The sequence below is a fragment of the Blautia sp. MSK20_18 genome (assembly GCF_020553125.1).
Lineage (GTDB): Bacteria > Bacillota > Clostridia > Lachnospirales > Lachnospiraceae > Blautia_A > Blautia_A fusiformis.
The window spans coordinates 230,020-251,318 of record NZ_JAJCGR010000001.1 but is presented as its reverse complement, the minus strand read 5'-3'; the positions used below and the strand labels follow the sequence as shown (position 1 = coordinate 251,318).

The following is a 21,299-nucleotide window of genomic DNA, read 5'->3' as shown; positions in this document are numbered from 1 at the left end:
ATAGAACGAATTGATTATCTGCCGCACGACGGCAAAAGAAAAAGCAGACAATTTGGAACGACGGCTTTGATTTTCAGAGCCAGCGTTTCTTTGTGGCAACACAAACCTATGATGAATTTTCTGGAAATATTGTAGTTAATAGCATTGTTTATGCGTTGAAAATATCTGAAAAATTGATGATAGTAGAAATATAATATTAAAATAAAAAATAATATAAAAAATTGTTTTACTATAAAAAAATATATAGTATAATACAACCATAAGAAGTGATAAAAAAATAACAAGTTGACCTAGCCAAACATAATAAGTTTTACTGTTGTGTTTGGCTTTTTTTATTTGATAGCCAGAGTGGGAAGTGAGGTGTCTACAATGATAATCTGTGTTATCTTTGATTTGGGAATGGCAGTGATTATGTTTTTATTTGGAATCAGTTTTGTAAAATCAAATGGAAAGGCCGCTGCATTTTTGTCTGGCTATAATATGAAATCTACGGAAGAACGAAAACAGTATGATGAAAAAGAAATGTGCAGAGTATATGGAAATCGGATGATGTGGATGGCACTGCCATTTGTAGCCGGTGCAGCCATAGATTTATTATACAGTGGAATCGGATGTTTTGCAGCGTGTGTAATATGGACCGTTCAATTTGTTTTATTGATGAAAGAACGTATGAAACGAGAAAAAATAGAAAAGAACATTTAGGCAAAAATTATATTCGAAAGAAGATATACAAGCTATCCAGGAACAGGATAATTCTCGGGAACAAGAGGAACTTTAATTACTTAAAGGAGATGACGTGAATATGAGATGTCCATATTGTGAAGGAAAAATGCGAAAGGGTCAGTTGCATGCGGTTGGCGCAGGGGCAGGACTGGAGTGGAAAGAAGGCTCTGAGAGTTTGCGGTTAAATACGGATCCAGAGTTGGCAGCAAGGATATCTGGAGACCGCATAGCTGCCTATAATTGTGATTTTTGCAGAAAGATTATTGTCTCTTACGAATATTGAGATTTTCAATTCTTTGAATTGTAATGACCGTAACGGGAAAGGATAAAAAGAGATAATAGAAAAATATCCAGAGGGCGAGGAAGGCCGGACATTTGGCTCTCTCGTATATGAGGAAGAAATGTATTCTATTGGAATTCCTACGGTTTTGTATAAGGAACTTCTGCTAATAGCAGAAGGTAAGGAAGAAAATTTACTGGAAAAACTTCTTGAAAAAATTTCTTCTAAGGAAACATATTTACTAGATATCGTTCCAGATGAGGCACTGTTATGGATGGTATAAGCAGCAGGAAATTAACATGGGGAATTTGCATCGTTGGAATTGCGATTGCAATAATAAGCTTCTTTTTCTTACCGGAGATTATTCCCGTTCACTTTGCTGGGAATGGAGTCGCAGATGACTTTGGCAATAAGACAGAAATTTTTTTAATGCCGATACTCCTTCTGGCTGTTACAATCTTGAGTGGTATAAAAAGTATAAAGTATGTTCTGATGCATTCGAAGACTTGGCTAACAGTTGGTCAATATAACCTAATGATTGATTGTGTTTTAGGAATTATATTGATCGCAGAAATTTTTATGATTTATGCTTCGTTTGTTTAAAGGCTGATCTATAAATAAAGAAGCAGATATATGGCAGTTTCTGGTTCATTGGGCAGGCTGTTTTATATCAAAGTGTGAAGAGGAGCTGGTTCATGATGAAAAAAGTAATTCCAATTATTTTATTTACGGTATCAGCAATATTGCTTTCTGCATGTGGCAGAAAAGAAGAACTGTACGAGATTCCTGACCTGTCACAGTACAAGACAGATTATGTAGGAGATTCTTCGAATGTTATAAATATTGTAAGTGGGCAAGAGTATCCGGAAGGATATTCTTATGATAGCATACAGATACAGTCTGAAACGAAGCCTTATGGATTAACAGTATTTCTAAAAGTTGAGCCGTCTGCAGTTAAGATTGAAGATGAATTGCAAGTTAATGCGGATATGACATTTGATTTGATTGGTAATTTGGAAACACTTGATTATAAAATAGCGGATAGCAAGGAAATCATTGCATCGTATGAACGGTAGATCATTCAGTGGTTAATATTTTGTCTGCTATTATGTAGTAAGAAAAATAGGAAAGCGAAATATGTATTTGGAGGACAGCAATGAGAAAATGCGAAAAGTGTGGAACAGTCATGAGAGCGGATTTAAGACTTAAAGTTAATGGCGGTGGCTATGCGATCGTTGTAGATGTAGATGAAAAACAAAAAACGACAACTATAGATGATGTTAAAGTTGCAGTCTGTCCAGAGTGTGGACATACAGAAATGTATTTAGAGGATTTAACTAAATTGAAGTAAAATTAGATATGATTGAAACAGGATAAAAAATTTTGATGGAATGCTTGTGGAGAAAATAAATATGAAAAAACTTAATTATACAGAAGATTTATTGAGAGTTATCTTCTTTTGGATAGGAACATTCTTTCTTGTTTCCGGTATCTTAAGTTTTCTTGGGATATTAAAACCAGCAGTAAACTCAGGTATTCAGAATCCAGATATGTTGGGAACTGTGTTTTCTATAACCGGGGTGCTTTTGTGTATAATAAGTGCTGCTCTTGGAATTTATACTGCAAAGCTTGATAAATTACATTTACAATTAATCGAAAATGGTACAAAAGTGAAGGGCTTGGTAGAAAAAGTATATTTGCAAAAATACACAAGATATAGAAGACAGATTCCATACAGGATTCTATATAGTTTTACATATCATGATAAAGTGTATTATCATAAAAGCCGTTTGGTATGGGAAAAGCCGGATCTTAAGAAAGGCGACTTGATTACCGTATATGTAAATAATCTTGGTAAATCAACAGTTTATAATTGCAATGAAGCGGTCTGATATCTAGCCTCTATATTTCGGAAAAATACTGCACGATCTGTGGTTTACAGAAGAGCAGCTTCAAAGAATGCTGAGGATGAAAAATGCAAATCCATCAGATGTATGGAAATTCAGAGATTATTAATTGGACAAATTGAAAGCTGAAAGGAAAACTGCCTATCCGTTTTCAGCATTGGCGGATCCGTCTGCTAATAAATGGTTTACAAATCAAAAAAACTTGGTAAGAGTATTTTCATAATTCTGTTCAATTTTGTCTATGTTTTCGAGAATCCTGTTCATGTACAAATGCAACTAAATTAGAGTATAATAAGGGAAACCATTGAAACTGGGTTTCCGTATTGGACATTCCTGTGATGGCAGGAATGTCCTTTACATATAGCGGTAAATTCTGAAGTAGTTGGCATAGAAGTTCATGAGGTAGTTGACGTATGCTTTAAATCTTTTCATTTCGTTTTCCTCCTTTCTTTATCTTACAAGCACATTATAATATCAGAAGACGTCTATTACTTGCCAAATGGGAAGAAAAAGTAGACAAAACTTGCAGGAGATTAATTGGAATGTACTGGTAAGAGCATCACAGACATTTGCCTGGATGCAGGATTTGAAAGCCAAAGGACATTTAACCGGGTATCTCGTGAAAGATATAAAGTAATGTCAAGGGAATATCAGAATCTTTATCGTGAACAATATTTAAGTCAGACCCAGGATGAAATATCTGGAATGGAGAAATAGGATGGCATTTATAATCTGTATAGCAGCACTCATAATCATGATGTTTGTATTTACCAAAATGTTGTTAAGCTTTGGCAATAACAGCAGTGCGGCAGTTGAATCTGTTGATGCGACTGTAGTTGAAAAGAAGCAAGGAATCTATATCCATATGCAGTCTGAAGCACATGTACCTTGGTTTCGTGTTGTGTTTGAGATGACGGATGGAAGTTTGATGGAATTTCAAATACAACAGGGAGATTTTCGTGAACTGGAAAAAGGTGATCGAGGTATGCTGACTTATCAGGGAAATCGGTATATATGCTACCAAAAATATAAATTTAAAAGTGAAGCACAGGAGGAAGAAAAATGTTAAGTGAAAGCATTGCAAAACTGGTACAGTATGGGATTACAACAGGTCTGACACCGGAATGTGAAAGAAACTACACAACAAATCTTCTGCTGGATGTTTTTCATGAAGATGATTATGAAAAACCGGACAACATTGAGGAACCTGTTAATCTTGAAGAAACATTGGACGAATTGCTGGATGAAGCCGTAAAAAGAGGTCTGATTGAGGACAGTATTGTATACCGGGATTTATTTGATACCAGATTGATGAACTGTCTGATGCCACGTCCGGGTCAGGTACAAAAAGAATTCTGGGACAAATATGCAGAAAGCCCGAAGAAAGCTACTGATTATTTTTATAAGCTGAGTCAGGACAGCAATTATATCCGCAGGTATCGTGTAGAGAAGGATCAAAAGTGGAAGGTAGACAGTCCATACGGTGAGATTGATATTACCATCAATTTGTCCAAACCGGAAAAAGATCCAAAAGCAATTGCCGCGGCAAGGAATGTAAAATCCGGAAGTTATCCGAAATGTCTTCTTTGCCCGGAAAATGAAGGATATGCGGGACGTGTTAATCATCCGGCAAGGCAGAACCACAGAATTATTCCGATCACAATCAATGATACTCCTTGGGGATTCCAGTATTCTCCGTATGTGTATTACAATGAGCATTGCATTGTGTTTAACTGCCAGCATACTCCAATGAAAATCGAGAGAAATGCATTCATTAAACTGTTTGATTTTGTAAAACTGTTTCCGCATTATTTCCTTGGATCTAATGCAGACCTGCCGATCGTAGGTGGTTCGATCCTAAGCCATGATCATTTCCAGGGTGGACATTATACATTTGCAATGGCAAAAGCACCAATTGAGCAGCACGTGGTACTTCCGGGATTTGAAGATGTAGAGGCTGGAATTGTAAAATGGCCATTATCTGTGCTTCGTATTCGACATAAAGATTTCAAACGTTTGGTAGATCTGGCAACACATGTGCTGGAAGTATGGAGAGGCTATACCGATGAAAAAGCATTTATTTATGCTGAGACCAATGGAGAACCACATAATACAATTACACCAATTGCACGTAAAGTAGGTGATACCTACGAACTGGATCTGACATTAAGGAACAACATCACAACAGAAGAACATCCGCTGGGAGTGTACCATCCGCATGCAGAATATCATCATATTAAGAAAGAAAATATCGGTCTGATCGAAGTTATGGGACTTGCAGTTCTTCCGGCCAGATTAAAAGGTGAGATGGAACTTTTGGAAGAGTATATTCTCGAAGGCAAAGATATTTCTTCAAATGAACAGATTGAGAAACATGCAGAGTGGGTTAAGAAGTTTCTTCCGAAATATTCGGAAATCACAAAAGAAAACATCCATGGCATTCTTCAGAAAGAGATTGGAATCGTATTTACCCATGTTCTGGAAGATGCAGGAGTATACAAATGTACGACCGAGGGAAGAGAAGCATTCATGCGTTTTCTTGAAACATTATAAAAATTGAAATAAAAGGATTCTTTGGGAAATGGGAGGTAAGTGAAACCTCCCATTTTTTTTTAAGGAAGATGATGAAAATAGAATATTTTTTATAAGGTGTGAAACCTTCCTAGGCTTTTCTTTTAGATGTAAGAAGAAGTAGCAGTGGAACAAAAATAAAGATCCTCCATAGTGCAGGAATGGTGATATTGTTTCGGAATGCAAATGCACTGCCAGAAGAATCTGCCGGTATGTAAATGCGAAGATCTACAGTACAGGATGAACTTTCATCTCGTATATCTAAAGGAAGCTGAGAATGATATACTTTGCCTTCATGGGTGAATTTAACAGGCAGTGCCCAGTAATAATGACGCGGACTACCAAAATTATAAAGATAATATCCGTCTGCTTTGATTAAATTTGGATTTTCATGGTAAAGAAAATAGTTTTTATTGGCATAAAAGAATGTCCCGCCCATTAATAGAAGCCAGATCAGCACCAGTGCAGCTTTATTCAAAAAAGGACTATCAAATACTCTTTTCAAAAAATCACCTCCTGTTAGATAAGGACATTTTATCAAATGAACCAGGAAAATTCGATAGAAAGAAAAAATTTATTATTATGAGAACCGATTTGCTTGTATCTGCATCTGATTAGTGTAAAACAAACACGTGTATAATCCGGCCGGACAGAAGGAGAAAACAGAGAAGCGATTTTGTATAGAAGAAAATAAGTGAGATCTGATTAGGTGCTGTCGTGAATCAGTCAAGGATGAAAAATCCCTGACCGGTCATGGCAGCCCTTTTTTTCCTGTTTTCAGGGTTCTGTTCACAGAGAAAAAGGAAAGTGTCTGAAAGTACCCCAAAAGTGCTAAATGTGAGATAAATGATGATGCGGTGTTCCTATCCGTAAAAGAGCAGGGGAAAAATGTTTTGTAGAAATCAGCTTACTGTTTGTAAAAGAAAATGTTTTTTCCAGCAGCCTTGGTTATTTTTTATTAAATCGGAGATATTAAAATCAGACGATTTAAAAAGTTTGTCTGAATGCTGTTTATCGTTAAAAACAGGGGGCATGGATGGGAAAAAGAAAAGAGATAACCGGTAAGGATAATGGAAAGCAAAAAATGTGGATAATGATCACTGTCATCATAGTGTTCTTTGCTATGGCTGGCTATGCAGGAATGTCTTATTACTATTCAGACAGATTTTTTCGGGGAACAACGATCAATGGAATTAACTGTTCTGGAAAAACATCGGAAGAGGCAGAACAGGCGGTTGCTAAAAAAGCAGAGGATTATCTGCTGGAAGTAAAGGCAAGAAATCTGAAATCACAGAGTATCAATGGAAAATTGATCGGATATCGTTATGTTTCGGATGGCAGTATTTCCCAATATCTGGATGAACAAAAACCATATAAATGGGTTCGGGGATTTTGGAAAAAGCAAAATTATACAGCCAAGGAAAACATGACCTATGATAAAGTGAAGTTAAAAGAACAGATGGAAAAACTGGAATGTGTAAAAAAAGAGAATCAGACAGCACCAGAAGATGCTTATGTAGCTTATAAAGATTCGAAGTTTGAAATCGTACCGGAAACAGAAGGGAATACCCTGGATTTCAATGGAGCTTATCAGGCACTGTCAGAAGCGATTACTGACAAAAAAAGAACGATTGACCTGAATAGCTGTCCGGCTGTTTATGTAAAAGCGGCAGTAATGAAAGATGATCCAGATCTTAAAAATTCATTGGAAGAATGCCAAAATCTGATCCGGACCAAAATCGTATATATATTTGGAGAAGAAACGGTAACATTGGAGGGGGACGAGATCAGAAACTGGCTCATTTTTGATGAGAGAGGACGGCTGCAAAAAAATGAGGATGAACTGAGACAGTACGTGGCAGAATATGTGGCAAAGCTGGCTGCCACACATGATACCGTAAATACAGAGAGGGAATTTTGTACAACAAGCGGACGTACTGTTCAGGTGTATAGTTCCGTTTATGGATGGAAGATCGATCAGGAAAAGGAAATAGAAACCATTATGCAGGAAATGATTGCAGGAGTACAGATAAACCGGGAACCGGTATACGCTATGCGGGCAAATGCACGGGGTATGAATGATATAGGCAGCACGTATATTGAAGTGGACCTGTCTGCACAGCATTTATATTACTATCAGGATGGTTCGATCATTTTGGAATCGGATATTGTGTCAGGAGATATGCAGTATGCAGAACGGCAGACACCACCGGGAATTTTTCAACTGTATTACAAGAAAAGTCCATCTGTGCTGAAAGGAAAGATGTTGGAAAATGGGAAATATGAATATGAAAGACCAGTAACTTACTGGATGCCTTTTAATGGGGGGATTGGATTTCATGATGCTTCATGGCAGCCATACTTTGGAGGAAATCGTTTCCGAGAAGGTGGTGGATCCCATGGATGCATTAATCTTCCGGCGGACAAAGCGGCAGAACTTTATAATAGGATAGACGAAAGTGTGCCGATTGTCTGTTTTTATTAAAAATGGGCAGGATATATAGTTTTATATAGAGGTTTGTTTATAAAATGGAAGATCTTAATTGGTCTTCTGTTTTTTTATAATTATCAGCAATAGTTTCATGGAAGAAAAGTGTGTATGTTCCATCCAGATATGGAAAGAAGTCTTTGACCATTTTGACCGGCAACCGAAAAAAATCGAGATAAATGAGAACTATTCGATTGATGATGATGCAAAGGAAACCTTGCAGGAGAAAAGCAAGAGGATGCTGGTTACAGAAGCAAGCCAACGGGAAATGTAGCTGAGCGAAGTGACTTGCCTAAGTAAATTGAAATGGAAATATGGCTGATAGTGTGATATGATTTGAATGGCAAAAGATATTTTAAGGAACAGACATATTAGCGTTAAGTTTGCTAAGGAGAATAATATGGAATGGTTTGGAATTGCAGCATTATTGCTGCTACTTTGTTATTCGGCGTATCCGGGAAAAGTAAAGCGTTTGGAAACGAAAGTAAAACGGTTAGAGAAAAAGCAGAGAGGAGTGGCATATATGTCAAAGCTGATTAATGATCTTGTAGGAAAACAGTGTATTATCAGATCAGAGTTCATTTTTAGTTTTGCGGGAAAAACTGAATTATCCTGCAAGATAATAGACGCAGATGATGAATGGATAAAAATTTGTTATACAGAGAAAAAAGATAAGCAGGTAGTTAAGCTGATGCGGATTGAAAATATTGAATCAATAGAAGAACAGTAAGTTCTATTTTGGAAATTCAGAGGAGTAAAGAGCATGGATTATAATTTACAAAAAAATCAAAATGCAGAACAGACTTATCATTCTATTCGTAATTCTATTGTGTCTGCACAACATCGTTTAAGCACAGCGGTAAATTCTGCTATGGTAACAACTTATTGGGAAATTGGAGAACAGATTTTTAAAGCATGTGGAGAAAATGATCGCGCAGAATACGGAAAGAAATTATTGGAATATCTTTCTGAGCAGCTGACCGCAGAGTTCGGAAAAGGTTTTGATAAATCGAATCTTCGTAAGATGAGGCAGTTTTATTGCACTTTTCCAATTCGAGACACACTGTGTCCTGAATTGAGCTGGTCACATTATCGTGTCTTGATGCGTATAAATGATGAACAGGCAAGAAGATTTTATATGGAAGAATGTGCAAAAGCAGCATGGAGTGTTCGTCAACTGGAACGGCAGATCAACACGATGTATTATCAGCGTATTTTAGCAAGCCAGGATAAGATAGCGGTTGCAAATGAAATTCAAATAACAGAGCCAAAACCAGAATATGAGAAAATAGTGAAAGATCCTTATGTTATGGAATTTCTGCAGATTCAGCCTGACACACATGTATATGAAGGAGATTTGGAACAGGCATTGATTGATCATCTTCAACATTTCCTTTTGGAACTTGGAAGAGGATTTTCATTTGTAGCACGCCAGAAAAGATTTACATTGGATGGACAGGACTTTTTTATTGATCTGGTATTTTACAACTATATTTTAAAATGTTTCGTTCTCATTGACTTGAAAATGGGTAAACTGACCCATCAGGATCTAGGACAAATGCAGATGTATGTGAATTACTATACTCGTGAAATGATGAATGAAGGAGACACGCAGCCTATTGGAATTGTACTTTGTGCAGATAAGGGAGATTCTATTGTAAAATATACGCTTCCTGAAGATAATCACCAGATATTTGCATCGAAATATTTCACCTATCTGCCGTCAGAGGAAGAATTGAAACGTGAATTAAATTTGAAAGAATTTTACAAAAAAGAATAAAAACGAAAATACAAAGCGGAAGTTATAGTAAAGGAGATTCACAATGAAGTTTTGGATTTTTATGTTGATTATGGATTTGCTTCTTCCATTTACGATGATTGGTTTTGGAAGATATTTTATGAAAAAGGCTCCAAAGGAAATAAATTCAGTATTTGGATATCGAACTTCGATGTCTATGAAGAATAAAGACACATGGGAATTTGCTCATAAATATTGTGGTAAAGTCTGGTATGTCTGTGGAATGGTTATGTTGCCGATAACAGTAATATTCATGCTTTTAGTAATTGGAAAAAATGAAGATTGTGTTGGGAGTATGGGAGGAATTATTTGTGGTGTTCAACTTATTCCTTTAATTGGGTCTATTCTCCCAACAGAAATAGCATTAAAAAAGAATTTTGATAAGAATGGAACAAGACGATAAAGTTTGCAGAATCAAGAAAATCGGAATTTATAGGAGAACATAGATATGAATATAGAATTAAGAAAGTGGTCGGTTGAAGATAAAGAAGTATTAATAAAAATGTGTAATTCAATTGATAGAAGTTTTTTATCTGATAGATTACCTAATCCATATACAAATGCATCTGCTGAGTGGTGGTTAACCATGGTAAAAGACAACGAAGGTAAAAAAGGTGTCTTTCGAGAGATTGTTGTTGATGGTAAAATTGTAGGAACGATATCTGTTGAACAGAAGGACGATGTGTATCGCAAGGATTCTGAAATTGGTTATTATTTATTGCAGGAAGTATATTCAAAAGGCATTATGAGTGAAGCAGTAAGACAGATTTGTGAAATTGCATTTGAAACATTAGACATTATCCGTATTACAGGGCTTGTATATGAAGCAAATATCGCATCAAGAAAAGTGTTAGAAAGAAATGGCTTTTTACTTGAAGGAAAAATGGAAAAAGCAGTTATTAAGAATAACAATATTTTTGATTTATGTATTTATGGGAAAGTAAGATAAATTTAGAATTTGAGGAGGTGGAAAATGTATTTCACGGATGAGAAAGATTACATTATGCGAATGATAAAAGAAATGGTGAGAATATTATTCTCTTTAATATATGGGAAAAAGTATGTTTCTGTTGAGCTTGAAAAAGAAAACAAATATGAAGTGTCAGGGAAAAATTTGAAAAGTTTTCTTGATATGATTGATTCAGGGCAAATTAACGAAGCAGAGAATATACTTTTAGATAACATTGATTATGCAAATAATGATGAAGTGATGGCGGCAGCTCTTTTCTATCAATACCTTAGTGAGAAAGATAGTGAGTTTTTGATTAACAACAATTATACAAAAGAAGAAGTGCTTTCTGGCTTTAAGCAATTACTTGTGCAGTCAGGATATAATAATTTGTTATATATGATTAAGGATGATGAGTAATGCAGAAAATCCAGTTTGTAGAATTCAAAAATTTAATATGAAATATGAGATAGAGCGTATGGAAATAATCTATACGTTCTATTTTTTTTTGCCTTTTTGAAAAAAGTGATTAAAAAACTATTGACATTTTGTTACCGGAAGAACTAGCCAATCAGTTGGGCGTATCCAGACAGGCAGTATCTAAGTGGGAAAGTGCAGGAGCTGTTCCAGATTTGCAAAGAATTTTACAGATGTATCTTTTTGACGAACCGGAAGCTGCATTATCCCCACAGAGACAGCTTACATTGTTGATGCAAATATATAGTTGTGCAAAAGAGGGAGCACAGTTTATTATAGTTACGCATTCGCCAATTTTGTTAGGAATACCTGATGCAGATATCTATTGTTTTGATGATGGACGAATACATTTATGCGAATATGAAGAAACAGAGAGCTATCGGGTAACAGAAATGTTCATAAATAACAGGCAGATGCTGTTGGATAAATTGCTAACAGATTAGACAAGAAAGGAATCGACGGATTCAAGTTTGTGAAATTAAGAAAATCAGGATTGTAGAGGAAAATATTACATGAAGAAATTAGGACAATAAGCGGGAATCCTCGGCAATTCAATTACCGAGATGAAAGCGCAGGAGTGTGCATGGCTGCACATTGAAATAATCTGATAATATAATAATCTCCCTTGATATTAATGCCATAACTGGCATATAATCAATCGAAAATATGTTTGATTTTTTGTTGCGTATTTCCGCTCATCATGTTATACTATATGTATGAAAGAAAATCTAATACATTACAGGACTTGTGTATGTAATATCAACTACCATATGGTGTTGTCGGTGAAATACCGGCGGAAGATATTAAACCCAGAAATTGAGGAATACCTTCAGGAACTGGTGCAGCAGATTGCTGAGGATAAGGGGTTTACCGTTCATCTATTCGAATGTGGTGAAGGTGACCATGTCCATTGCTTTGTATCAGCTCCGCCAAAGCTGTCCATAACAGCAATTGTCAAGTATCTGAAGGGGATCACCGGCAGAAAACTGTTCGAACGTTTTCCGGAAATAAGAAACCAGCTATGGAAGGGAGAGCTGTGGAATCATTCCTATTATGTGGAAACAATCGGATCTGTATCTGAGGAAAATATCCGCCGTTATATTGAACATCAGAGCAAGTCGTATTGATTTAAGACGGACTGTGAATAGCGGTCCGCATAACTGTCTGAAGGGGGAAGAGGAATGCTGCTGTCACACAGAACATCTGTAAAAATCCGGCCGGAATATTCCAATATCATAGGGCATATGTGTTATGCAGCATCCAAACTCTGGAATATCTGTAACTACGAACGTCACCATTATAAAGAACTGGGACTGGAAAAGTATCCTGACTGGTATTACCAGAAAAAAGCACATAAAGGAAATCTGTGGTATAAACAGCTTCCGTCACAGACAGCACAGGAGACCTGCAAGCAGCTGGACAAAGCATGGAGATCCTTTTATGTCCTTAAAAAGACCGGAGGGATCAAAGATCCAAATCCACCTCATTTTAAACAGGGAAATATACCGGTCACATACATGCAGATGGGGCTCCGGCATGAGAAAGGTTCGGACCAGCTGCGGCTGTCTCTGCCAAAGGATCTGAAAAGCTACATGGAAGAAACATATGGGATCCATGAAAAATTTCTATATCTTGAAAATAAGATTTTCAGGGACATGGATCATATAAAACAGCTGCGGATCTATCCACCGGAAAACGGAAAATGCGACCTTATTGTTATCTATGAGATTGAAGAACCAGAGCAGCTCTCTCAGAATGAACATTATTTATCTGTTGATCTGGGACTTCATAATCTGATGACCTGTTATGATTCCGAAAATGGCAGGACTTTTATCCTTGGAAGAAAATATCTTTCATTGGAAAGGTATTTTAATAAAGAAATCGCCAGAGTGCAGTCAGTATGGTATGCGCAGCAATCGGAAAGAGGAATAAAATATCCAAAATCATCGAAACATATCCGGAGATTTTACAGGAAAAAGCAGAATGCAGTAAAGGATTATCTTCACAAAGTGACCAGATGGATTGCAGAATACTGCAGAAAAGAAGATATCCGCTGTGTGGTTGTGGGAGACATGCGAAATATCCGCAAAGAAAAAGATATGGGGCATAAGACCAACCAGAAGCTTCACAGCCTGCCGTATAATAAGCTGTATATCATGCTGGAATATAAGCTGAAACTGTATGGGATTCCATTGATAAAACAAGAGGAAAGCTATACCAGCCAGTGCAGCCCATTATCACCGGAAGTATCAAAAAGATATGCAGAAGCATCAAACCGAAAAGAACGGGGCATGTATATAACTGATGGAGTAAGATACAATGCAGATGCAGTAGGAGCATTTAATATCCTGCGGAAATATCTTTCCGTATCCGGAAAGCAGAAAGAACTGTCCGTAACCGGACTAAAAAATCCAGAAATAATAAAAGTAGCTGCATAGCCGAAAGGCAAGCAGTATTGGTGTCATGGACGCACCCTGAAAAAAGGCAGTATCCCGCCAGATTTCAGATGCTCTGATAACTCAGTTGCCGAGTAGTTCACTATTGGTATCATTAAAAACGTTTGCCTTTTTTGTAGGCTGGGCTATATGTGTTTCAATTTTGCCTATACCAGATACAAAAAGTGCGGCAGTCTGGAGATTTTGGGCAGAATTGATTCCATTATTGTCAGTTATTGGTTTTACAATTATTTTCTGGTTAATAGATAAAAGAAACATACGATTATATCTGACTGGAAAACCTGTTTATAATATCGTACTTGGGTGTATCACAGGAGCTATTTGGTTAGGAGTATCTGTTGTGATATTATCTTTAACAGGGGTCATACATATTGATGGCAGAAACCAAATTTCTATGCTTTGGTTATGGTTATTTTCAGCTTTTATCAATAGCGTTATGCAGGAAGTGTTAGTTCGTGGTTACTTGTATCAGATGATAAAAAATAATTACAACATCGTTGTCGCTGTCCTTATATCTACCGGATTATTTACATTTGCACATGGTGGGGCTTTTGAGGCAGGAATACTTCCTGTACTAAACGTTATAACGATGAGTCTTTTCGTGACAGCAGTTTTGGAATATACGGAATCCTTAGTTGCTCCGATTGTAATCCATTTTTTATGGAATGGAGTTGGTGCAATTATTTTGGGTGGAGTATCATTAGCAGAAGATTATCCGCATTTGTTCAACATGGTAATTAGTGGAAATTCAATTTTGTCGGGTGGCAGCTGTAAAATTGAAGGTAGCATAGTTGTACTGTTTATGAACTTGATTTTAATGTTAGGATTCGTAATGGCAAAAAAGAAAAGAGACAAAAATCTATAATTTCAGTTTTATTGTACTTTTCTAATTCGAGACACACTGTGCCCTGAATTGAGCTGGTCACATTATCGTGCCCTGATGCGTATAAATGATGAGAAAGCAAGATCAAATGCAATGTAGACTTGGGATATAAAAAACTATACTATAGAAAAACGTTAGAGGTGGCAGCGGGAATGAAAAATAAAATTTTGGTGATAGAAGATGACCGTGCAATTTCAGAATTGCTGTGCATGAACCTGGAGGCAGCAGGGTATGAGACTGTGGCAGCGTATGATGGGGAAGAAGCCCAGAGGCTGCTCTTATGGCAGGAGGACGCGGACCTGGCAGTGGTGGATATCATGCTGCCGGGAAAAGACGGATTTGCACTGATGGAGGATTTCAAAAAGAAGGAGCTTCCGGTGCTCTACCTGACTGCAAAGGATGATGTGGCTTCCAAGGTAAAGGGGCTGAAACTGGGTGCAGAAGATTATATGGTAAAACCTTTTGAGATGCTGGAACTTCTGGTACGCATTGAGAAGGTGCTGGAGAGGACGGGACGGGCCAAGAAAGTCTTAACGGTCCGGAACATCCTGGTGGACATGCAAAGCCATCAGGTCTACAAAGACGGGCTTCCGGTAAGCCTAAAGCCAATGGAATATGACCTCTTTGTGCTGCTCCTGCAAAATAAGAACATTGCACTTGGAAGGGAAGGACTGTTAAAACGGGTCTGGGGAGAAAACTACCTGGGAGAAAGCAGGACGGTGGATGTCCATATCGGACAGCTCAGAAAAAAGCTGGAACTTTATGATGAGATCAGGACGATCCCGAAACTTGGATACCGTCTGGAGGAATAAGGATGAAGCTGTGGAAACGAACGGTACTTCTTATGCTGGTAACGCTATTATGTGCCCTGATTCCAGTGGGAACGCTAAGTCTTTATATCACAGGAAAACGAAGCCTCAATAATGCTGCAGAGACCTACGGAAGACAGCTGGAAAATGGTAAGATACTCCTGGAACAATTTTGGGATAACAGCAAATATGAGCAGATGTCCGAGACTGGAAAGCAGGCTTATATGGGATTTCAATTTCAACGATGCTGTGGGTCCGGCATGGCGCTGATCGATAAGAAAAGTAGTACCGCTATTGAAAACCTGACAGATTATAAAGTGGTTGGGATTGAAAATCTGGGTCTGAAGAATGAAAAAGATCCATATGCCTATAAGATACAGAAACTGGGGAAGAAATACCTTCTTCTTCAAAAAGTAGCCTTATCTAAACCAGAAGGATACGAAGTCCTCTCCGTCCGGGAAGTCACAGGACTCTTCACAGAGCTGAGGCAGACCGCTATCTGGTTTGCCGGAATCTATCTGGCAGTGTTTCTGATGGCAGGACTTTTTATTTATATGATGATGAAAAGAACCGTGGAACAGATGGAGAAGCTACAGGAAGTGGCAGAGAAACAGGAGCTGCTCATGGGGGCACTTTCCCATGAAATGCGTACCCCGTTAACGTCCATTATCGGGTATTCGGATACCCTGCGCCATGTAAAGCTGAAAGATGAACAGAAAGACCGGGCACTGGAACATATCAACCGGGAGGGAAAGCGCCTGGAGGCTCTTTCTGGGAAGATGCTGCAGATGCTGGGGCTTTATCAGAACCATGCCATACAGATGGAAATGACCATGGCAGGTGACCTTTTAAACCATGTCATAGACATGGAAAAAGAACAGGCAGAAAAGAAAGCGGTGCACCTCAAGATGGAATGTGAAGCCTTTTCCATGAAAATGGATCCGGCCTTGATGGAAAGCCTTCTGATAAACCTGATCGACAATGCCCTAAAGGCTACGGATGCCGGTGGAAGCATTTGGGTAAAGGCTTATGAGAAAGCTGGAAAAAAGATCTTTGAGGTGTCGGATACCGGAATGGGGATCCCGGAGGAAGAAATGGGAAAGATCACAGATGCATTCTATATGGTGGACAAATCACGAAGCCGAAAAGAAGGCGGATCCGGACTTGGGCTGGCACTCTGTGTGAAGGTGGCTGAAATCCATGGCGGATGCTTGAAAATCGAAAGCAGACAGAGAGAGGGGACCACGGTAAGAGCCATCTTTTGATTTACAATTTGTTTACATCTTGATGAATACATCGGCAAAGCAATATGGTACTCTTTTCTCATAAGAAGAGGGTACCTTTTTTAATACCGAAAGGAAAGGATGGAAAAAGGATGAAGAAAATAAAAATGTTTATGGGAGCCGTTCTGTGTATGAATCTTTTGACATTATCCGGATGTGACCGTATTGTCCAGTCTGCTGTTGTGGAAGAAAAGGATCAGACAGAACAGAAAAAAGAAGAGAAAAAGGAGACAGTTCAGAAAATCGTTGCCGAACAGGTTCAGGCACCGGAAACATACCAGACAACAATCCAAGCAGATCTAAGATCAGCGGACCGGGAGGATAAAGAAACCCCGATGAATTTTACCCTGACAGCGGATGCACCGGTAAAAGTCCCGGATGTAGATGCAATCTGTTTAAAAAAAGTAAAAAGGGTGGCGATTCCTGAAGAAGAACAGAATAAAATAAAAGACACATTCGGAAAAGGACAGCCCATGCAGGAAGAGAAGAATGAGAACGAACAGGCGGGGACATATACAGTAGATGGACTGACCTATCGGTATTCTTATACACAGAGTGAGCAGGTATCGGATGTGGAGGAACTCGGATTTGGGATAGCGAAGTTTATCTTTGACGATTGTGGAGACATGACCCTGGAATCGAGTGAGAAAAAAGAAAGGGAAGAACGCTTTCAAAATTATATAAAGGCAGGAAGCGGGAAAGTATCTGAAAAGGAAGCAAAGGAGAAGGTTTCAGGTCTTGTGTCCGGAAACTGGGAGATATTTGAAAGTTCCTCAAAAGCACTTACTGAAGGAAGCACTACCTTGGAAAAAGATGATTTCATTTTTGAACGGATGATAGACGGGGTTCCGGTTAATTATGTGAGGGAAACCTCTCTGCCTGTTAATGAGCAGGCTCTTGAATGGGAAAACGAAGATGGAACACTTCATGAAGGACAGTCTGAAGGATGGGAAAATGAAGTACTGACGATGGACTTTTGCAGTGGGACACTTCAGAGTTTTCTGCACCGAAATCCCATAGAAGTATCGAATGCTTCCGATGAAAGGCTGTTCCTACTTCCTTTTGATGAGGTCAAGGATATCTTTGAAAAAACGATCACTTTGCAGGTCATGACAGAAGACAAGAATCGGCTGATCTCTGTCGATGGAGGAAGCCACTACCGTTATCCGTCCATTGATGCACAGAGTGCGGAGATAACCATAACAAAGGTACAGCTGGGTTATATGTGCATGCCAGACAGTGAAGGCAGCGATACCGAAGCAGTCCTGATCCCGGTGTGGGATTTTTATGGAACCTGGACATCCAAAGAGCCAGAGTATGAGTACGGAAATGGGGAGGATGGACCGGTCATGGGAGACGTGACGATGGATGATGCAGGCGTTCCACTCCTTACGATCGATGCACGGGATGGAAGCGTAATACAAAGGATTCAGGCTGGATGGGCGACTTCTATGGGATCCAAGGATATAAAATAGAGTGTGAATGAAAATGGTGATGAGAACCGTGTCCTTAATAAGAAAGAAACCATGCTGGCATCACAGAAGCAGGATGCAATGAAAGTAGCATTTAAAGACTGGATTTTTAAAGACCGGCAGAGACGAGAGAGGCTGGTAAAAGTGTACAATGAACGATTTAACAGCATCCGCCCCCGTGAATATGATGGCAGTCATTTAACTTTCCCAGGAATGAATCCGGAAATAGAGCTTCGTCCGCATCAGAAGCATTAGATTGCCAACCCGGAGATATTCTGGAATATGTAAAAAATGATAATGATTTGAAATGATATTTTCTATATTTCAAATGGATTGAAAAGGACTTAGATTTGATAATTTATCATAAGTCCTTTTTTCATACGCATAAATCAATCACTCCTTTCTGGGTATGAAAAAAGCAGTCAATCGTATAGACTAACCGCTTTTCTCCCTTAAGATGATTACATATTTGCAATCGCAAGTAAACTTAAAAAAATAACAATAAAAACCGTTCCAATAGTAGTAAGAACATTTATAATTTTAACTGCTATTACTTATATTTACTTTCATGCTAATGTGTATTATCATATTAGCATGAAAGGAGAGAATATATGACTCAATTTGAAAAATTAGATTTGTTATTGCGTGAATGTGGAGGGACAATTCAGACATTTCAAGTCCTAAATAATGGAATTAGTAAGTCTGTGTTTTATGCCTATGTGAAGGAACGAGGATTAGAGCAAGCTTCTCATGGTGTGTATGTATCACCTGATACGTGGACAGATGCGATGTTCCTTTTGCATTTGCGTTGTGGTCAAGCTGTATTTTCTCACGAAACTGCATCGTTTTTTCATGATTTAACGGACAGAGAGCCTTTGAAATACACCATAACAGTAAGAACTGGATATAATCCAAGCCGTTTGCAGGAAGACGGTTTTCAAGTGTATACAGTAAAAAAGGATTTACATGAAATAGGGATCACAACTATGCTGACATCATTTGGACATTCAGTTCCGGTTTATGATATGGAGAGAACGATTTGCGATCTGCTTCGCAGCAGGAAAAATATTGAAATGCAGGTCTTCCAAGATGCATTAAAGCAATATGCGAAACGTAAGGATAAAAACTTACGGATGCTTATGAAATACGCAGCTATGTTTCATGTTGAAAAGATACTAAGACCATATTTGGAGGTGTTACTTTAGATGATAACAACAGCAAGACAATTAAAGGATTTAATTCGTAATATGTCAAAAAAAAAATCCGCAGATGCACAGATTTTGATGCGGAATTATATGATGGAACGTTTTTTAGAACGAATTTCTTTATCAGAGTATAAAAACCAGTTTATATTAAAAGGTGGAATGCTGGTGGCGGCAATGGTTGGTCTGGATGCCAGAGCTACTATGGATCTGGATGCTACCATAAAAGGCACTAATGTTAGTGTGGAGGATGTAGAAATGATTATATCCCAAAGGAAGGAGTTGCATCATGAATAGGATTTTGATTATAGATGATGACAAAGCACTGTGTGAATTGATTAAACGTAGCGTACAAGCAGAAAACATAGAAGCTGATTTTTGTAATACCGGAAAAGAGGGTTTACAAAAATTAAGAGAGCAGGAATATCAGCTTGTAGTGCTGGATGTGATGATGCCCGGCATGGATGGTTTTGAAACGCTGGAAGAAATTCGCAAGGAGTACAGCTTACCGATTTTGATGTTTACATCTAAAAATGACAGCCTTTCTAAAGTACGAGGCTTACGGGCCGGAGCGGACGATTATCTTACAAAACCGTTTGATATGGATGAACTGATTGCCCGTATTGCGTCTCTTATACGCCGCTACACCCGTTTTAATCAGCAAGCCGGAGCCATACAAAAGCTAAATTTTAACGGACTGCAGATTGACCTTGAAAATCGTTCTGTTACTACATCAAACGGCACTTTTGAACTGCCCCCAAAGGAATTTGATTTACTCCTGTACTGTGCAAAGCATCAAGGAAAAATTTTGACAAAACAACAGATTTATGAGGAAGTTTGGGGCGAAGAATATTTCTATGATGACAGTAACATTATGGCGATTATCAGTCGGCTTCGTAAAAAATTAGAAGTCAATCCTTCAAGCCCAAAGTATATACAAACGGTTAAAGGGATTGGCTACCGGTTTAATAAGGAGGTGTAGTCAGTATGGAAATCATTGTATTCTTGTCCATTGTGATTGCTGTTGTAGCTGTATTGACTTCCATCGTTCTCGTTCAGCGTGTAAAAAAACAAATAGCAGAAATGGCCGATGTGCTGGTTGATGTGAAAAACGGAAATGGCAACCGGCGTATTCTATCTGCAACAAATGAACTGACAGCACCTCTTGCTTATGAAATCAACGAGATCGTTGTGGCCTATGAAAGCAGACTTTCAACTGTACGGCAGACGGAAGAAACCAACCGCCAGCTTATGACGAGCCTTTCCCATGATGTGCGAACGCCCCTTACTACTCTGATTGGGTATCTTGACGCTGCACACAAAGGACTGGTCACAGGAAAAGACCGGGATGATTATATTGAAACCGCCCGCCGGAAAGCCCATGATCTGAAAGAATATATTGATGTACTCTTTGACTGGTTCAAGTTAAATTCTAACGAGTTTGCTTTGGAGATCCAGAGCGTTGAAGCTGCAGAGCTGACAAGAAATATCCTAATCGACTGGATACCGATTTTTGAAGATAAGCAGGTCGATTATGACATTGATATTCCCGAACATCCTGTCCGGGTAAGATTGGATATGGACAGCTATATGAGGATCGTTAATAATCTCATTCAAAATGTAATCGCTCACAGCCATGCAGACAAAATCGAAATTGCCCTGTCAAAGAAGGAAAATAACATGGAGCTGCTGCTTGCGGATAATGGAGTGGGAATTGAGAAGGAAGATTTGAAACACATTTTTGAACGGCTCTATAAGTGTGACAAAGGACGGTCTGACAAAGGCAGCGGTCTTGGTCTTTCTATTGTCCATCAGCTTGTAGAAAAGATGGGTGGGAGCATAACAGTTGAAAGTGTACCGGGAAAAGGAACGGAATTTACTTTGCTTTTTCCTTTGGAAATTTAAGCGGGTTCCCGTCTTTATGGCGGGAGCCTTACTTATTTTCAGAAGTCTTTTAGAAAATGGCATGGGAACCTTCTCAATCCCCAAACGGATTGAGAA

At 38.4% G+C, this 21,299-nt stretch carries 28 protein-coding genes and 4 pseudogenes; 31 read left to right on the top strand and 1 reads right to left on the bottom strand.

Annotated features, from left to right (window positions below; all coding sequences use genetic code 11):
- The first annotated feature begins 369 nt into the window (after positions 1 to 369).
- The 11 genes from LI091_RS01215 to galT all read left to right on the top strand — a co-directional run bounded on the left by LI091_RS01215 (position 370) and on the right by galT (position 5,463).
- On the top strand, positions 370 to 702 hold the full coding sequence (locus tag LI091_RS01215; protein WP_059085790.1) for a DUF3784 domain-containing protein: 333 nt from the start codon (positions 370 to 372) through the stop codon (positions 700 to 702).
- A 100-nt stretch (positions 703 to 802) separates the two neighbouring features.
- Positions 803 to 1,006: a PF20097 family protein gene (locus LI091_RS18720; protein WP_015524992.1), complete on the top strand. Its 204-nt coding sequence runs from the start codon at positions 803 to 805 to the stop codon at positions 1,004 to 1,006.
- A gap of 118 nt (positions 1,007 to 1,124) precedes the next feature.
- Positions 1,125 to 1,286, top strand: coding sequence for a hypothetical protein (locus LI091_RS01210; protein ID WP_173722117.1), 162 nt, complete (start codon positions 1,125 to 1,127; stop codon positions 1,284 to 1,286).
- Positions 1,274 to 1,606, top strand: coding sequence for a DUF1648 domain-containing protein (locus LI091_RS01205; RefSeq protein ID WP_173734484.1), 333 nt, complete (start codon positions 1,274 to 1,276; stop codon positions 1,604 to 1,606). The genes LI091_RS01210 and LI091_RS01205 overlap by 13 nt, the downstream gene beginning before the upstream one ends.
- A 92-nt stretch (positions 1,607 to 1,698) precedes the next feature.
- Positions 1,699 to 2,079 (top strand): DUF4825 domain-containing protein, encoded by a 381-nt coding sequence (locus tag LI091_RS01200; protein ID WP_055056114.1) that lies wholly within the window; start codon positions 1,699 to 1,701, stop codon positions 2,077 to 2,079.
- Positions 2,080 to 2,159: 80 nt separating this feature from the next.
- The gene (locus LI091_RS01195; protein WP_173740084.1) at positions 2,160 to 2,354 is read left to right on the top strand and encodes a zinc ribbon domain-containing protein; all 195 of its coding nucleotides are present in this window, start codon (positions 2,160 to 2,162) and stop codon (positions 2,352 to 2,354) included.
- A 61-nt stretch (positions 2,355 to 2,415) separates the two neighbouring features.
- Positions 2,416 to 2,895: a hypothetical protein gene (locus tag LI091_RS01190; protein ID WP_059085791.1), complete on the top strand. Its 480-nt coding sequence runs from the start codon at positions 2,416 to 2,418 to the stop codon at positions 2,893 to 2,895.
- A 25-nt stretch (positions 2,896 to 2,920) separates the two neighbouring features.
- Positions 2,921 to 3,019, top strand: coding sequence for a hypothetical protein (locus tag LI091_RS18715; protein WP_158565314.1), 99 nt, complete (start codon positions 2,921 to 2,923; stop codon positions 3,017 to 3,019).
- A gap of 428 nt (positions 3,020 to 3,447) precedes the next feature.
- Positions 3,448 to 3,627, top strand: coding sequence for an AraC family transcriptional regulator (locus tag LI091_RS18710; RefSeq protein WP_442860772.1), 180 nt, complete (start codon positions 3,448 to 3,450; stop codon positions 3,625 to 3,627).
- A 1-nt stretch (position 3,628) separates the two neighbouring features.
- Positions 3,629 to 3,979, top strand: coding sequence for a DUF2500 domain-containing protein (locus tag LI091_RS01185; protein ID WP_015524998.1), 351 nt, complete (start codon positions 3,629 to 3,631; stop codon positions 3,977 to 3,979).
- On the top strand, positions 3,973 to 5,463 hold the full coding sequence (galT, locus tag LI091_RS01180; protein ID WP_265190685.1) for a UDP-glucose--hexose-1-phosphate uridylyltransferase: 1,491 nt from the start codon (positions 3,973 to 3,975) through the stop codon (positions 5,461 to 5,463). The genes LI091_RS01185 and galT overlap by 7 nt, the downstream gene beginning before the upstream one ends.
- Before the next feature lie 109 nt (positions 5,464 to 5,572).
- On the opposite strand, the gene LI091_RS01175 is transcribed toward galT, so the two are convergent.
- Positions 5,573 to 5,986: a hypothetical protein gene (locus LI091_RS01175; protein ID WP_044961941.1), complete on the bottom strand. Its 414-nt coding sequence runs from the start codon at positions 5,984 to 5,986 to the stop codon at positions 5,573 to 5,575.
- Between the two features lie 531 nt (positions 5,987 to 6,517).
- Here LI091_RS01175 and LI091_RS01170 point away from each other — a divergent pair.
- From LI091_RS01170 to LI091_RS01075, 20 genes and pseudogenes are all read left to right on the top strand, one after another.
- A complete protein-coding gene (locus LI091_RS01170) occupies positions 6,518 to 7,966 on the top strand; it encodes a L,D-transpeptidase family protein (RefSeq protein ID WP_021652238.1) in 1,449 nt (482 codons plus the stop codon).
- A 97-nt stretch (positions 7,967 to 8,063) separates the two neighbouring features.
- The gene (locus LI091_RS01165; protein ID WP_015525005.1) at positions 8,064 to 8,243 is read left to right on the top strand and encodes a hypothetical protein; all 180 of its coding nucleotides are present in this window, start codon (positions 8,064 to 8,066) and stop codon (positions 8,241 to 8,243) included.
- Between the two features lie 66 nt (positions 8,244 to 8,309).
- Positions 8,310 to 8,699, top strand: a complete 390-nt coding sequence (locus LI091_RS01160; RefSeq protein ID WP_242981826.1) for a hypothetical protein — start codon at positions 8,310 to 8,312, stop codon at positions 8,697 to 8,699.
- Positions 8,700 to 8,732: 33 nt separating this feature from the next.
- Positions 8,733 to 9,749, top strand: coding sequence for a PDDEXK nuclease domain-containing protein (locus LI091_RS01155; RefSeq protein ID WP_110103119.1), 1,017 nt, complete (start codon positions 8,733 to 8,735; stop codon positions 9,747 to 9,749).
- 43 nt (positions 9,750 to 9,792) lie between these two features.
- Positions 9,793 to 10,170 (top strand): SdpI family protein, encoded by a 378-nt coding sequence (locus LI091_RS01150; RefSeq protein ID WP_015525008.1) that lies wholly within the window; start codon positions 9,793 to 9,795, stop codon positions 10,168 to 10,170.
- A 45-nt stretch (positions 10,171 to 10,215) separates the two neighbouring features.
- Positions 10,216 to 10,716: a GNAT family N-acetyltransferase gene (locus tag LI091_RS01145; protein WP_110103120.1), complete on the top strand. Its 501-nt coding sequence runs from the start codon at positions 10,216 to 10,218 to the stop codon at positions 10,714 to 10,716.
- Between the two features lie 24 nt (positions 10,717 to 10,740).
- Positions 10,741 to 11,136, top strand: coding sequence for a DUF6483 family protein (locus LI091_RS01140; protein ID WP_015525010.1), 396 nt, complete (start codon positions 10,741 to 10,743; stop codon positions 11,134 to 11,136).
- Between the two features lie 119 nt (positions 11,137 to 11,255).
- Positions 11,256 to 11,369 (top strand): annotated as a pseudogene (locus tag LI091_RS18705) (helix-turn-helix domain-containing protein); the annotation flags it as partial.
- Positions 11,367 to 11,636 (top strand): annotated as a pseudogene (locus LI091_RS01130) (AAA family ATPase); the annotation flags it as partial. The pseudogenes LI091_RS18705 and LI091_RS01130, both read left to right, overlap by 3 nt.
- Before the next feature lie 273 nt (positions 11,637 to 11,909).
- Positions 11,910 to 12,320: an IS200/IS605 family transposase gene (tnpA, locus tag LI091_RS01125; protein WP_442860771.1), complete on the top strand. Its 411-nt coding sequence runs from the start codon at positions 11,910 to 11,912 to the stop codon at positions 12,318 to 12,320.
- A 54-nt stretch (positions 12,321 to 12,374) separates the two neighbouring features.
- Positions 12,375 to 13,631, top strand: coding sequence for an RNA-guided endonuclease InsQ/TnpB family protein (locus tag LI091_RS01120; RefSeq protein ID WP_015525011.1), 1,257 nt, complete (start codon positions 12,375 to 12,377; stop codon positions 13,629 to 13,631).
- Positions 13,632 to 13,734: 103 nt separating this feature from the next.
- Positions 13,735 to 14,514, top strand: a complete 780-nt coding sequence (locus LI091_RS01115; protein WP_242981827.1) for a CPBP family intramembrane glutamic endopeptidase — start codon at positions 13,735 to 13,737, stop codon at positions 14,512 to 14,514.
- 170 nt (positions 14,515 to 14,684) lie between these two features.
- The gene (locus LI091_RS01110) at positions 14,685 to 15,344 is read left to right on the top strand and encodes a response regulator transcription factor (protein WP_265190684.1); all 660 of its coding nucleotides are present in this window, start codon (positions 14,685 to 14,687) and stop codon (positions 15,342 to 15,344) included.
- A 2-nt stretch (positions 15,345 to 15,346) separates the two neighbouring features.
- Positions 15,347 to 16,606: a sensor histidine kinase gene (locus LI091_RS01105; protein ID WP_265190683.1), complete on the top strand. Its 1,260-nt coding sequence runs from the start codon at positions 15,347 to 15,349 to the stop codon at positions 16,604 to 16,606.
- Positions 16,607 to 16,716: 110 nt separating this feature from the next.
- A complete protein-coding gene (locus LI091_RS01100) occupies positions 16,717 to 18,099 on the top strand; it encodes a DUF6034 family protein (protein ID WP_044961766.1) in 1,383 nt (460 codons plus the stop codon).
- Between the two features lie 3 nt (positions 18,100 to 18,102).
- A pseudogene (locus LI091_RS01095) lies at positions 18,103 to 18,348 on the top strand (hypothetical protein); the annotation flags it as partial.
- A 359-nt stretch (positions 18,349 to 18,707) separates the two neighbouring features.
- A complete protein-coding gene (locus LI091_RS01090) occupies positions 18,708 to 19,301 on the top strand; it encodes a type IV toxin-antitoxin system AbiEi family antitoxin domain-containing protein (RefSeq protein ID WP_021651954.1) in 594 nt (197 codons plus the stop codon).
- Positions 19,302 to 19,568: pseudogene (locus LI091_RS01085) on the top strand (nucleotidyl transferase AbiEii/AbiGii toxin family protein); the annotation flags it as partial.
- 19 nt (positions 19,569 to 19,587) lie between these two features.
- A complete protein-coding gene (locus tag LI091_RS01080; RefSeq protein WP_021651952.1) occupies positions 19,588 to 20,280 on the top strand; it encodes a response regulator transcription factor in 693 nt (230 codons plus the stop codon).
- A 5-nt stretch (positions 20,281 to 20,285) separates the two neighbouring features.
- Positions 20,286 to 21,203, top strand: a complete 918-nt coding sequence (locus LI091_RS01075; RefSeq protein ID WP_021651951.1) for a sensor histidine kinase — start codon at positions 20,286 to 20,288, stop codon at positions 21,201 to 21,203.
- Positions 21,204 to 21,299 lie beyond the last annotated feature (96 nt).